Origin of the sequence: Edaphobacter paludis (genome assembly GCF_039993895.1) — a bacterium.
Taxonomy (GTDB): Bacteria; Acidobacteriota; Terriglobia; order Terriglobales; family Acidobacteriaceae; genus Edaphobacter; species Edaphobacter paludis.
This window is the reverse complement of the sequence record NZ_CP121194.1, coordinates 580,563-594,591: the sequence shown is the minus strand read 5'-3', so window position 1 is coordinate 594,591 and position 14,029 is coordinate 580,563. Positions and strand designations below refer to the sequence as shown.

Here is a 14,029-nt window from a genome sequence, read left to right as displayed (position 1 = left end):
GAAGCTCAAACGCACGAAGCGCGTCATTTCCCGCACACCAATCCGGCTTTTGCTTTATGCTGCATCCGGATTGGTGTGCAGGCCCATCGCTACACACAACGCGGCCACATCGCCAATGCGTTCCCCAAGCGCCGCCGAAACAATCTCACATACGGCAGCCGTGTCGGCAAGCGCTTCTTCCCTCATCCGCTGCCGCGCAGGTTCCAGCAGCGCCTCGCCAAACCGGAGCGCCAGGCCTCCAATCACAATTCGCTGGGGATTCAGAACATCCACAAGAATGGCAAGGGCTTCCCCCAGCCGCCATCCCGTGCGACGCACGATCTGCGCTGCGACAGAATCGCCTGCTAGCAGGGCCTGTCCCACATCGCGAGCTGTAATATCCGGAAGCGCTTCTGCCAACATGGTGAACTTTCCGGCCTGCAACGCCTCCTGAACAGACGAGGCTGCGTGTTGTGCCATGCCTCCACCGGAGGCCCAGCCCTCGACTGACCCGGTTTTGCCATACCCCATCGGCCCGGAGTCGGTAAGCCGGACATGTCCGATCTCTCCCGCCATGGCATTTGCGCCATGAAAGATCTGACCGTTCAGGATGAGGCCGGCGCCAAGCCCTGTTCCCATGGTAAGAAACACCATGTGCCGACAGCCTTTCCCTGCGCCGAACCGGTTCTCTGCAACCGCTCCCGCATTCGCATCATTTTCCACGAAACAGGGCACACCGAATTCCTGTTCCAGAATATCTTTGATGGGGATGTCATCCCATGTGGGCAGGTTTGGCGGCCTCTGAATGATGCCGCGTACGCGGTCAAGAGGACCTCCGCAACTCACTCCAATTGCCGCTGAGATGCAGCCGGTCTCCTCTACCCCGCGACGCGCCAGAGTCAAGATCCTTCGCACTGCATGTTCCGCACCCAAAGCGGGCAGAGTTTCAAACTCCTCGCGCCAGAGCACATTAGGAGGAGATGCCGAAAGAACGATGGCGGTCTTAGTCCCTCCGATGTCGATACCCAGCAACCCCGTCTTACGGGTTTGCTGGGTATCGATGTTTGCGCACAAGTGCCCAGCTTCACCGCTCAAGCGCGTCAACCTCTTTCATCGCTCCGGTATGTGGATTAAGACGAAGAGTCTTGATCTCGTACGGATGATATTCCCCGGTCCAGCTCTTCTTTAGCGCGGGAAATTGCAGCGTCGCGCGAGAGGCATGACCATCCGTCTCATACGAGCGCACGATCAGGTCATCGCCATCTTCAGATTGCTTCACGGCTTCCACGACAATGTCAGAAGCATCGACGGAAAGGAAGCTTGCGGCGCCGGGGCGCGTACCGGGGTGTATACCCTGGTACATGATCGGAGCCTCTGCCACCAGTTCTTCTGCGGATCGAACCACACCAGCCTGCTGCCATGATCCACTGTGCGGCACCAGCAGCATGCGGAAGGACTGCTCGCCCTGATCCATCCAGGTGTAGTCCGTTCCCGGAATCAGCTGACGCGGTTCATGGTTTGCATAGACTGCGGAGCGAGCAATGGAAACATTTAGATCGTTTCCGCGGACGCTGTAGCCATACTTCGCGTCATTGATCACACTAAAGCCATAGAGCTTGCCATCGCCCTGTCCGGAAACATCGATCCAGCGCTGTCCGGGATCTTCTTCTCCGCGATTGTCGCGATGAATGGCGCCGTATGCCGTTTCATAGGTTGCATCCGGGTTCGATACATTCACCGGGAAAGAAAACCTGAGCAGCTTCAGATGCTCATGCCAATCCAGCGTTGCGCGAACCTCAACATTCCGCGAGCCCGCATACAGAATAAAATCCAACCGAAGCGTGGAGTTGTTATAGGTCAGCGTCTGCCGCAGCCGCGAACGAAGCGGACCGCTTTCGAGAATGCGGAGGTCCTTCCGCTGGAAGGAGCCCACTTCCTTGTCATAGACATGTACCTGATGCGCCCAGGTGTCGTTGTTGTCATCCAGCACTACGGCGCGTAGTCCGTTATTCGCGTCTGCAAAGACTTCACGGTTCGCATCTTTATCGAACAGGCTGATAGTGCCGGAAGGTGCCACGCTGAGACGGAGGTGCTCGTTCTCCAGTGTGTTTTCCGTAACTTTGGGCGCATTCACAGCAAGAGGAATGTCTTCCGCAGCAGGCTTGCGAACCCGCAGCTGACGGTAGCCCATGGGTGGCATATCCACAGTGGCGACCAGCCGCTGACGACCGTTGATCACGGATGTTGCTGGAATCCACTGGAATGGGACCGCCTTGCCGGTCTCATCTTCCACGCGGGTGGGAGTTTGATCCTTCCAGGCGAGATCGTATTCCACGTTTAGCTTTGCATTCCATGCATGGGGGTTGAAGACGACGATGTACTGCGAGTCCGGATCCACGGTCGGCACCTGCCATGCCAGACGTTGCACCGACGCATAGAGCGCGTCCGTAGCGATGTCGCGTGCCCGTCCGTAACCATCGCGCGCAGTGTCTTCGTGCTCCGGAATTGTGGTTGCCGCCATGCTGTCATGGAACTGGAGCAGCAGAACGCGCTTCCAGGCCGTCGCAAAATCATTCTTCGGATACGGTGCGCCCCAGGAGACCGCGCCCAGCGCAGCAAACTTCTCTGCCGTTTGCAGGGCAGCTTCCGTCGAACGGTTTAGTTTCTTGATCTGGGAACCAGCGGTGTAGGTACCCACAGAATGATGTTGCAGATCGCCGCTGTACACTTGGATACCCGCAGGAAGCTTTGACCTGACCTCCGCAAAGTACTTGTCCGGGGTTGAATAGAAGATGTGCGGAGCGCCCGGCTCCTTCTGGATCTGACGAATGGATTGCAAATTTGCCTTCGTAGGGCCACCCCCGTGATCACCGATGCCAAAAAACTCCATGAAGGTATTTTGCGGCTGGCCGGCAAGTGCCTTTACCGTTGGCACCATGTGGTCGTGTACATCGGCATTGTCGTGATACCACAGGGGAATCCGATACGTGAGCGCGCGTGTTCCGTCAATTCCCTGCCACTGAAACAAATTCTGCGTAATGCCCGGCTTTTCAAGCGCGTTGGGCCGCATGAATGCGTAATACGGCATCTCCTCCAGCTTCAGGATCTGCGGCATGTTGCCATTGTGGCCAAAGGAGTCCGGGTTATAACCGACATTCGCGTGGCGTCCGAAAATACGCTCCAAGGTACGCTGACCATAGAGGCCCTGACGGATCAGCGATTCTCCGTTCGGTACATTCACATCCGGCTCGACCCACCATCCGCCGACAACATCCCAGCGTCCGGACTTCACATGCGCCTTGATCTCCGCCAGCATGGCAGGATCCGTCGTCTCCACCCACTCATAAAACTGCGAAGAACTGGTGGTCATGGTCAGTTCTGGATCTTCCTTCATGCGCTCCAGGGCGGAACGGAAGGTGCTATGCACAACCGCCGTCGCCTCGGACAAAGGCCATAGCCACGGCGCGTCCACATGCGAATTGCCAATCATGTGCAACCGAAGGTGCGACGCTTCCGGTGCCCATTCCGTTGGTGTTGGCGTCGTTGCATTCTGTGCAAGGGAAGGGGTGCATATGAGCACACTGAACAGGCCCACAGCGGATACGGGGCGGAGAAAGCGGAGGGCGCGTTCCTTCCAGTGCTGCAAAGTAAAAGCACGCACTGGAGAGGTGCGGCGTACAGTCAAGATAGATAGGCGGCTTGAATTGGTATCGGTTCCAAACATGTCAATCGGACTTTAACTTCTCGCTTTGGCCAATGTCAAGAGAATACTGAAGCGGAGACCTTCCCTTTATGTATTCATCATTGATGACAGCATAAAACTCTTTGCCATTCTTCTTGACATGGCTGCCGCAAGCGGTGCATCGTGGAACACATTTGATATTGGTATCAATTTCAAAAAAGAGCTGACGCGAGGAGACTAAACTGTTGGCGTTGCAGTTATTCTTTCGCCCAGACCACAATTACATTCTGTCCATGGGGGGCGCAAGGTGAAAGACAAGATTACGATAAGAGCTAGGGACATGACCCCGTGGTCGACCGCTCGTCTATGGCTGACCGATACGGCGCTTCCACTGTGGTCTCAAGTCGGCTTTGATCAGGACCGCAGCGTATTCCACGAGAGACTGAGCCTCCAGGGGGCTCCGATTCGTGATATGCCCCGTCGTCTAATGGTGCAAGCGCGACAAATTTACTCTTACGCGACTGCCGAGCGAAACAATTGGATGATTGGCGCAGGTGATCTCGTGGCTAGAGCTTCGCGCTCGATGGTGCGGGACTATTACGAGGCCGATGGTCGTCCGGGTTGGGTCATGTCGGTCGATAATTCTGGTCTTGTCGTTGATCCTACTCGAGACCTATATGCTCACTCTTTTGTGCTTCTCGGACTAGCGGCTGCATTTGAATCCACTGGTGATGACTTTTACCTAGTTCTGGCTGACGATACGCTGCGCTTTATGGATTCGTCGATGGCGAGTAGTTGCGGAGGTTATGTATCCAGTCTGCCCAACTCTTCACAGTCTGAACTTCGGCAAAATCCGCACATGCACCTCCTAGAAGCTCTTCTGGCGCTATACGTAGTAGCACCGAAGAATGACTACAGGTTGCGAAGTAAAAAGGTGGTTTCTCTTCTCGAGACGCGTCTCTTTCAACCATCAACAGGGATCCTCACAGAATACTTTAGGTCTAACTGGCTGCCTGTCGAGGGGGATAGGGGACGCCTTTTCGAACCCGGACACCATTATGAGTGGATTTGGCTCCTTAGTAGATACAGCCAAATCTTCGATTGCGCCTTATCTCCGTGTATTGAGGCATTGAGGAGCACCGCTACGATATACGGACGCTCTCAAAAAGGAGGGTTGTGGAGCGCGGTTCGAGATGACGGCGTGGTAATTGATCCGTTCATTCGGCTTTGGCCTCATACTGAGGCCATTAAAGCCGGGCTTTCCGGGAAAGCCACCGATGGATATGCCTCCGTCGACAGGTGGCTGACCATTCTTTACCAGACTTTTCTTAGATCGGCTTACCCTGGTGGATGGAATGATCTACTCACCATTGACGACCAATTGTTGGTAGATTACATACCTTCTAGTAGTTTCTACCATCTCGTATGCGCCTTCTCTGAGTGTGAAGATCACTATGGTTCTCGGCTATCTAGCGATTCCGATCCCACTTGAACAAGTCATATGATCAAGCCACGAGTTTGCCTCATCATCCTTCGTTTTTAGCGAAGGGGAGGAGGGATTTTTCAATCGTAGTCTTGTCTGACCGCAATTTGCACGATCAACGCTTGGTGTCGAGAGTCGCGTTTCTAATTTTGCAGCCTAGCTGTGCCAGCCCATCCGCTTCGCGATTCATGCCCTTTTTTGCTGCTGGCAAGACATGCCTTTTAAGACGGCATCCGGTCAGTATGGTTTCCGCCGAGAGGTGAAGGACTGGCGAATACCCAATCGTTCGTATTGGCATAACTGGTCTAGTTTCTCCAGTTATTGAGGGAGGATGCAAGTTCGAGAGACATCGGAATTGGACGCCGTGAGGCTAGAGTCTTTTGGCGGACCTTCGACTTGATCAACCATTGATCTGACAATTGTGATCTCTGCCTCCTTCAAGTCGATGTCCTCCCATTCCAATCCGATTTTGTCGGGTTGGTGACGGTTGACCTCTTCGGTCTCGTTGTTTGCTGTTTGTGTCCGCTGCTCGTGCCAATGGTCCGTCAACTCACCTTCAAGTACGTCGTGTACGGCCGCGAACCCAACCACGTAAACGGCATCAGACTCACTGGCCCGTTGGATGAAGCCACCTCCCACTGCCGTTCGCTTACGCGCTTCGCCGCCAATAGCTGCTCCCTCGTAATCTTCGGCAACGGAGCCGCGTGTTCCCTTTTCACTGCCATCAGGACGAGGGGGCCGCGGAGCAGTGCCACCGTATCGGGGTACTTCGCGTCTATGGTTTCGAGCCGCATCCTAAGCGGCAGTTCCAGTTCCACGCGGTCCCCCGTCTTCCATTCGCGCCGAATCGCAGCAAACTGTCGCGGGATCGCGAGCTCCTTCTGCCGTGTTCCGTTCAAGAAAATCTGCGCTCCCTCCGCCCATTCAGGAATGCGAAAGTGAAGCGTGAGTTCTGTGGGTTGAGAGCTGGTCAACGTGAAGGCAATTCTATCCTCATACGGGTATTCACCTTCCTGGGTCAGCGACAGTGCAGCCCCGTTTTCGCTCCATCGCAGCGTCGAAGGCACATAGAGGTTTACATACACAGCCTCCGGCGCGCGAAAATACATGTTGATCCGGTAATCTGCGGCCACCTGCGGCAGCGTACCGGAGCAGCACGCCCAATGCGCTTCCTTGTACTCCCGATTGGCATCAAAGTTGTAATCCGCGTAGTAAAAGTTCTTGCCATTTTCCTGCAATGGCAGTGCGCCAAGAACGGTGTTGTACATCATGCGCTCCATACTGTCACCGTATCGAACATCTCGTGTTACACGCATCAGATAGCGTGTCAATTTGAAATGCGCATAGGAACCGCATGGAGTTTCAAAACTATGGTGCGTATTGGTCAGACTGTTGTAAACGTCGTTGCTGCCCGGCACGCGCAACTGCTCGTCCGGACCCCATCCTCCAGTTGCAAAACTTTGCTCTTGCAGCATGGCGAATGCATTGCGCGCCGCGTGCAGATGCTTCTGACTACCGGCTACCAGATACGCCATCATCGCTGAACTCAGCGAATTAACATAGCTGTACGCATGTCTTCCACCAAGGACATTTTCATTGCGCGACAAGGGATCGAACCACGTCTTGTCGTCCAGATACTGCAGACCCAAATCATAATACCGCCGCCCAGCACCGCGCTGGTAAGCGAGAAACATGTTCTCGGAATTGGTATACGATTCGTCCCAGGTCCATGAGGCGTCATGAGGGTCTTTATCCGTGCGCCACGGTTGGTCGTGTTCAACCGCATGCCCCGGCATCCGCGGAAGCGCTGTGTCGGTTGTCTTCTCCAGAATTGTGAGCGCCTGCGGGTCCTTCACGTAAACGTGCGAATCGAGCAGCCCGAGCAAGAGTTTGTCGTAGGTATACGCCGGGAAACGATTCTTGTCGAAGAGGTTCGGGGTAATGGTTTCGGCGTAAAGACGATTAAGCCGCAGCACCTTCTGGCGTGTCGCCTCCTCTCCCGTAATGGCATAGACACGTGTGAGAGCCGATATCCATTGCCCAAACGTGCAACCAGGAGCAAACCCTTTATCGAAGCCCGTACGATAGTCGTAGTTCGGGTCGTAAGTGTACCAACCACCCAGGTCTTCACCGGGCGCAGGCATGCCGGACATCTGCCGAAACGGTTTCAGCAGACTATCCTCACTCAGTGCCATCAGCACCGAATGCGTGTTCATTAGCTGCGATTCGTGCGCCTCGCTAGCCATCGAGACATCGCCATAGCCAAACTCTGCAAGTGGCGTTCCCAGTGGAAGCTCTGCAGCCCAGCCTGAACGGCTTCGTGCCGCAATAGCCGCAACCGCCAGCGAACCTGTCTGAAAAAAGCGTCTGCGCGAGATCCCTACCGTTCTTTGCCTATCAGTAATCATTGGAACCAAATCCTTTCGACCATGGCAACATTATCTATCCTTCACGTTCTCTAAAAACCTGAAATCCAAAAGAGGCTCAATTTCCCCCGCGCTCGGCGACCAAACGTCACCTTACTTCGCGACCGATTCGAGCTTCAGGTCCCTTGACGATCCACCGACACGTACCCGCCTCTCCCCTGATCGGACCCAGCGATTCTCGGCGACGGACCAGTACTCGAGGCTACGAGGCGCAACATGCATTCTGACTTCTTCGGTTTCGCCAACGCCAAGCGTGACACGCTCAAAAGCAGCAAGCGTCTTAGGGGCAAATTGAACTCCTTCCGGACGCTGCAAAGGGGCGTCCAAATACACTTGAGGGACTTCATCGCCCTTCAGAGGACCGACGTTTTTGACCCGCACCGAGACATCGAGCCCACCATCCGCGGCTTTGGCTACCTTTAGATCCGAATAGTTAAAGGTGCTGTAGGACAGACCATAGCCAAACGGAAAAAGAGGCTCGATCTTCTGCTTATCGAACCAACGATAGCCAACATCCACTCCTTCGGAGAAGGTGGTCTTGCCGGCGACGCCTTTGGCCGAACGCTCAGGATAAGCAGGATCTGTCGCTGGGTAATCTTCGATCTTTTTAGCCCACGTAAAAGGCAGCCGACCAGCAGGATTCACTTTCCCGAGCAGAATGTCCGCAGTCGCCCAACCACCCTCGTCTCCTGGCCACCACATCTGTAGCACGGCCTTCACTTTGCTGAGCCATGGCATGGCGATTGGCTGGCTTACATTTAGAACCACGATCGTATTGGGATTCACCGCTGCGATCTCCTCGACGAGTTTGTCCTGGTCGCCTGGTAACCCGAAGTTCGGTTCGCCGCGCGTCCATAGAAACACTATTGGTGTATGAACCTTCTTTGCAATCTCAATAGCAGCTTGATGGTCGTGGAGTCGCCGTTCGGGTGTGAGCCAATTGAGCCGCACCTGCTCTGGATTGTCTGACGTGTCGCCACTAGCCTCGACCTTAATGTCATGCGATCCAGCAGTCAATCGAACTGTTCGGCGTACGTTGTCAAGTCCATCCGTTGTAGGAAAGATGTTGTCTTGTGTAGCTTGTTGAATGTCTCCGTGGACATCACCCTGATTTGCCCCAGTTCGACCGACTCCCTTTCCATCAATCTGCAAAGCCGCCCTTGCTCCGAGTGCCTGAAGATAAATCCAATACACACCTTCGCTGGGTACCGTTAAAGTGCCTTTCCAAGTGAAGGTTCCATTCGCAGCGAGCGCTTTATGGTTGCTATTGGTGAAGTCGAGTTGCGGATCGACTGTCGTGGTTCCCGTACCGTCCGTACGCAACAAGCCTGGCTTTCCATCATGCGAGAGCATTGATGCTTCGATGGGAACACCGGTCATATCGTCATCCACGGAGTAGCTTATATGTGCACCAGGCGCAAGCTTCCTCAACGCGTCCAACGGCCCGATCTGCCTTTCGGTTAAACCTCCTGACCGCTCGCCGAAAACACCGATTGCAGCGACCTGGCCGGCTCCGGGACCGATGAGTGCCACTGATTGCAACTCAGTGGCTTTCAATGGAAGTGCATGATCGTTCTTTAATAGAACCGCCGCATCCTCCGCCGTCTGACGAATGACCGATGCATTCTTCTCGATGTCCTGTGGTGTGATCGTATGCTTCTGATGGCCATCCAGATATCCAAACCTATCCATTTCATAGAGGACACGGCGCGCTGCAGTTGTGATCGTAGCCTCTGTGACGGAGCCGTCCTTCAAAGCATCACGCATTTTCATGTGGTCTGAATCTTTTGGAAACGCTCCTGAATGGTCTACTGCGGGTGGTTCCTCCGGGATCGTCCCTACCTCCATGCCGCCCATGGCCCCATCGTTCGGCTTCCGATGTAGGGTTTTTCTCTCCGGACCCGTTTCGAAGAAGCCATTAAAGCCGGGCATCTCAATGTCCAATCCATTGTTGATAAAGGAGGCGCTGTGGACTGCTCCCCAATCTGATGTAACAAAGCCTTTAAAGCCGAGTTGTCCCTTTAACAAAGTCTTTAGGATGTCTGCATTGCCGCACGCGAATGATCCATTGATGCGGTTATACGAACACATTATGGAAGACACTCCTGCTTTCACCGCGTCTGCAAATGGTGCGGCATAGACCTCGTGCAGGGTCTGCTGATCGACGAACATGTTGTATGAATTAGAGTCGTAAGCAAGATAGTGCTTTGCTTGTGCCATGACGTCTTGAGACTGAATTCCACGAATCTCTGCAGCGCCCATCGCTCCCGTCAACAGAGGATCTTCCCCGAAAGTGTTGTAGCCACGTTCAAAGGTAATGTCGCGGTCCATGTTGATGAAGGGCTGCAGCACAACATCTATCCCAAGCGACCGCGCCTGACGTCCAATAACAACACCATTTGCTTCCACATCTTTTATGCTGAAGGTGGCAGCGACGCCCATTGTCGCGGTCTCAGCCTGTGCAGGAACGCGCGTCAACACTCCCGGGGGGCCATCGGAGAATCGTAGCGACGGTATATGAAGCCTCGGCACTCCTGGAAGAAATCCTGCTTGGCCCTGATAGGTCGCAGGATTTTCGCGTTCGCCGCGAATGAGATTCATCTTCTCTTCGAGAGTCAACTTGTGCAGCAGGGCGTCGATCCGGGCATCGTTCCCATAGTCCGCAGGAACAGCTTGCGCCATTGAAGCAACACTCGAAATTGCCAGGAACAAACACCCTGCGAACCATTGCTTTTTCATCACGAACATACCTCGACATTCTTTCGTTGAAATATCGTTGACTTCCTACGGATCGTACCTAGCCTCGTACGATATGAGTAAAACCTGGATTGCTTAGGCTAAATAAAGACCTTGCATAGAAATACCAGTCCATTCATTGATTCGCCAACATCCGACTACTTGGAGATAAGGCGGCGCTGGAAAGTCGTAATCGATTCCTTCAAGATGAAAGGAACGAGTGCGATGACCACCAGAGGGTACAACGCAGTAACCGGGACAACAATAGATGCTTTACCGCCACTCTTCAAAGCGGCAAAGAGCGCCCAGGCACCCAGTGCATTTAATACACCGCTCAAGAGCGCCCAGGTAAGATTCTCAGCAGAGTAGGCGAATACGGATTTACCGGGATAAAAAAAGGCTCGAATAACAGGAAGCCGACCACAAGCCAAATTAGAGAAGACTCTGCGGAGATGTGGTTCGTCGAGAGCTTTTGTAGTAACCCGGCGATACCCCAACATAAGAGCGTAACTAGACCAAACCAAAACCAAGGTGGAACATGCATCTCTACACTCCTATAGCGAGAAAACCACAATCGCAGCTACGGCAAATCCCAGCCCAATTACCTGAACCAATCGAAACCGCTCACGAAGAAGTACGACTGCGAGAACCACGGCAATCATGGGATAGAGAGCGGTCGCGACCGTGACTAACTGAAAGAGGCATGACGCCGTTTCCAATCACAAACAGTGACTATCGTGTGGATGCTGGCGCTTCGGCTGTACGCGAGTACTCGCTGCAAAAGAAATGCCCGCTGTTATTTTCTGTGGCAGCGATCTCATTGCGATGGGGGCGATGAACGCTCTTGAGGAAGCTGGCGTCAGAGTACCTGAGGATATATCCATCCTGGGCATTGACAATATCTCCTTCGCCTTTCTGGCGCGGCCGCCACTCACGACGATAAACGCACCTCGCGAACAACTCGGGATAAAAGCTTTCGTCGCCCTGGAAAAGATGCTCAAACTCAAGCGCCATAAGGGTGCGGGATATACCTTGGAGACCGAATTAGTCGTGCGTAAGTCCAGGGGCATTGCACGAAAAGGCAAGTTGCGGGCATTCAATCGCTAAAGTGCGTTTCATAAAACATCTGGAGAATAATCCAGAGATAAGAGAGAGAAACATCTCCCTGGAGCGCGACACAGCAAGTAAACATAGATATCGATGGTGTCCCGAAGGTAAAGGGCAGATTGATAGACGAAATTCGGTCTAGCGACTCGCACCTTTATCACTAACGGACTGCCGTCCGGCCGATTGATAGGCATCCTGAGCGTGGTAGATGCTTAAGGGGCGATGTTGGGCACTGGACTGCCGAAGTGGGGTTGAGAGCAGATCGTCGGCCTGATTGGCAATCTGCCACTTCCATGCGGTTCTAAGTATCTCAATCAAACCACGTTGAGGGGACCAATGAAGCTTCCTTCGCGCATGCTCTCCATCGCAAACGAGTATTGGTGGATCGCCAGTGCGCCTGGGGAGAATCGCCCGTGGAACACGCAAGGAGGATACTTTTTCCGCTGCCGCAATAACTTCCAAAACAGAAAATCCAACCCCAGTTCCTAGATTGAAAACATCAGACTCCCCTTCGTTAAACAACAACTCTAGAGCGCTGACGTGCGCAGACGCGAGATCGTTGACGTGGATATAGTCACGAATACAAGTGCCATCGGGGGTCGTATAGTCATTCCCAAAAATGTTCACTTGTTGGGAGCGCCGTAACGCTGCTTTCAAAACGAGTGGGATGAGGTGGGTTTCCGTCGATCGCATTTCCCCCAGCGTTCCCGACTCGTCTGCACCAGCCGCATTGAAGTATCGAAGAGCAACAAATCTAAGGCCGTACGCTGCCGAATAGCTTCTCAAGGCATCTTCAAAAGCCGCCTTGGTCTGTCCATATGGATTGATTGGAATTCTTGGGGTTGTTTCTCGGATAGGCAGCTGCTCCGGTACTCCGTACACGGCGCAGCTGGAAGAAAAGATAAATTTCCTTATTCCTGCGTCTACTGTTGCATTGAGCAGAGTTAAGGCGTCGGTCATGTTGGTTGTGTAGTATTCCCTGGGTTTGAGAATGGATTCGCCGACATAGGCTTTGGCCGCAAAATGAATCACGGCGTCGATATTCTTAAGGGCGTGACGCAGACATTCGCAATCGGCCATTTCGCCCTGAATGACTTCAAATTGATCTACGAACCGCCGGTGGCCAGTGCTGAAGTTGTCGTAAATGACTGGGACAAAGCCACGCTCGCTAAGGCGCAGGGCAACATGGGATCCTATGTATCCGGCTCCCCCTACCAACAGGACTCTCACAACAAACTCACGGAATTCTGGTTTAAGTCCAGCCGCAATATACGAGTACAGCCCAAGTTGTTCATGTTCTCTCCTGCGGAATGATGACCGCCTCGCCGGGTCAGAGTGTTGCTGGGGGTAGCATGGTGCTCCACTGAGTGGACGGCGCGGTCTTGATGCTGATCGACCAAATACCGAGCCACCGTCAGAATCGCAACTACCCGAAGGTGACCATGCGAGGCGTCACCCTGTACGTTGCTTGACTCTTGTGCTCCTTTGAAAGCAAATGGAAGACCAAACTAAGGACCGCTTTTTCAGAGATCTATTTTCAAATCGAGGCTAACTTTGACGGTCCATGGTATGGGAGTCCCATTTTTTTGCATAGTTTGCATAGTTTTTTGCGATGGGAGGCAATTACTCTGCTTCTCAGTACATAACTTTCCGCCCAACCGTCTGGTTCTCGGTCCTACTGATGAAGGAGCCTGCCGGATCAACGGAATTTTTATTTGCTTTTGGTTATCTGCGTGCAAGAGTTTGCGCATGGATGTAATCCAATGAAGCTACTCATCGCTATTCCAGCTCTGAACGAAGAAGCGAGCATCGAAGACATAATCAAGCGCTGTCTCGACGCGCGGGACGAGATTATCGGCAACACGCCGATTACAGAGGTCGCCATCACAGTCATTAGCGACGGCTCTACAGATCGGACAGTCGAGTTGGCTCGCCGACACGCTCCGGATGTTCAACTCATCGTATTCAAAAAAAATCGGGGATATGGGGCGGCCATTCAAGAAGCATGGCAACAATCGGATGCTGACCTTCTCGCCTTTCTGGATGCTGACGGCACCTGCGATCCCAGGTTTTTCGCCAGCCTCGCGCGATCTTTGTGGAACGAACACGCTGACGTCGTACTCGGATGCCGGCTGACCGCCGGCACCCAAATGCCACTGCTCAGACAGACCGGCAATCTGATTTTCGCCGGTCTGCTTAGTCTGCTCTCCGGACGTCGCATTCGCGACACTGCCAGCGGCATGCGCATTGTGCGGAGAGAGGCCTATAACCGATTGCGTCCCCTACCCAGCGGTCTGCACTTCACACCGGCGATGAGTGCACGTGCGCTGCTCGATCGCGGAGCTCGCATTAATCTTGTGGAAATTGATATGCCCTATTACGAGCGTGTGGGCGATTCCAAGTTGAAGGCTGGCCGAGACGGCCTCCGTTTCTTGGGGATTATTACCAAAACCGCTGTTATCTATCGCCCCATCCGCCTGATAGCCCTTCTCGCGGCGGGAACGCTCACATTCGCCGTCTCTCTGTATCTTTGCAGCTTCCGAAAGTGAGCTTCGTCGAGGTCCACTTCCGCAGGCGACAAACCGAAGTGGAGAATCGTTCGCATCCGTCGGGGGC

At 53.8% G+C, this 14,029-nt stretch carries 10 protein-coding genes; 3 read left to right on the top strand and 7 right to left on the bottom strand.

Features of this window, described 5'->3' with window-relative positions; all coding sequences use genetic code 11:
* Positions 1-54: 54 nt before the first annotated feature.
* A complete protein-coding gene (locus P4G45_RS02150) occupies positions 55-1,053 on the bottom strand; it encodes an ROK family protein (RefSeq protein ID WP_348268057.1) in 999 nt (332 codons plus the stop codon).
* A 10-nt stretch (positions 1,054-1,063) separates the two neighbouring features.
* On the bottom strand, positions 1,064-3,469 hold the full coding sequence (locus P4G45_RS02145; RefSeq protein ID WP_348268056.1) for a glycoside hydrolase family 38 C-terminal domain-containing protein: 2,406 nt from the start codon (positions 3,467-3,469) through the stop codon (positions 1,064-1,066).
* Between the two features lie 532 nt (positions 3,470-4,001).
* Between P4G45_RS02145 and P4G45_RS16950 the strand changes: the two genes are divergently transcribed.
* Positions 4,002-5,153 (top strand): AGE family epimerase/isomerase, encoded by a 1,152-nt coding sequence (locus P4G45_RS16950; RefSeq protein ID WP_373694142.1) that lies wholly within the window; start codon positions 4,002-4,004, stop codon positions 5,151-5,153.
* A 536-nt stretch (positions 5,154-5,689) separates the two neighbouring features.
* On the opposite strand, the gene P4G45_RS02140 is transcribed toward P4G45_RS16950, so the two are convergent.
* From P4G45_RS02140 to P4G45_RS16940, 4 genes are all read right to left on the bottom strand, one after another.
* On the bottom strand, positions 5,690-7,552 hold the full coding sequence (locus tag P4G45_RS02140) for a beta-L-arabinofuranosidase domain-containing protein (RefSeq protein WP_348268055.1): 1,863 nt from the start codon (positions 7,550-7,552) through the stop codon (positions 5,690-5,692).
* A 111-nt stretch (positions 7,553-7,663) separates the two neighbouring features.
* Positions 7,664-10,252: a glycoside hydrolase family 3 C-terminal domain-containing protein gene (locus tag P4G45_RS02135; RefSeq protein ID WP_348268054.1), complete on the bottom strand. Its 2,589-nt coding sequence runs from the start codon at positions 10,250-10,252 to the stop codon at positions 7,664-7,666.
* A 212-nt stretch (positions 10,253-10,464) separates the two neighbouring features.
* A complete protein-coding gene (locus P4G45_RS16945; protein WP_373694141.1) occupies positions 10,465-10,806 on the bottom strand; it encodes an EamA family transporter in 342 nt (113 codons plus the stop codon).
* Between the two features lie 54 nt (positions 10,807-10,860).
* Positions 10,861-11,025 (bottom strand): EamA family transporter, encoded by a 165-nt coding sequence (locus tag P4G45_RS16940; protein ID WP_373695293.1) that lies wholly within the window; start codon positions 11,023-11,025, stop codon positions 10,861-10,863.
* A gap of 67 nt (positions 11,026-11,092) precedes the next feature.
* Between P4G45_RS16940 and P4G45_RS02130 the strand changes: the two genes are divergently transcribed.
* Positions 11,093-11,413 (top strand): substrate-binding domain-containing protein, encoded by a 321-nt coding sequence (locus tag P4G45_RS02130; RefSeq protein ID WP_373695292.1) that lies wholly within the window; start codon positions 11,093-11,095, stop codon positions 11,411-11,413.
* A 138-nt stretch (positions 11,414-11,551) separates the two neighbouring features.
* Here P4G45_RS02130 and galE read toward each other — a convergent pair whose 3' ends face one another.
* Positions 11,552-12,643 carry a UDP-glucose 4-epimerase GalE gene (gene galE, locus P4G45_RS02125; protein WP_348268053.1) on the bottom strand — a complete coding sequence of 364 codons (1,092 nt, stop codon included), beginning with the start codon at positions 12,641-12,643 and terminating at the stop codon, positions 11,552-11,554.
* Positions 12,644-13,176: 533 nt separating this feature from the next.
* On the opposite strand from galE, the gene P4G45_RS02120 reads away from it, so the two are divergent.
* A complete protein-coding gene (locus P4G45_RS02120; protein ID WP_348268052.1) occupies positions 13,177-13,962 on the top strand; it encodes a glycosyltransferase family 2 protein in 786 nt (261 codons plus the stop codon).
* Positions 13,963-14,029: the final 67 nt, after the last annotated feature.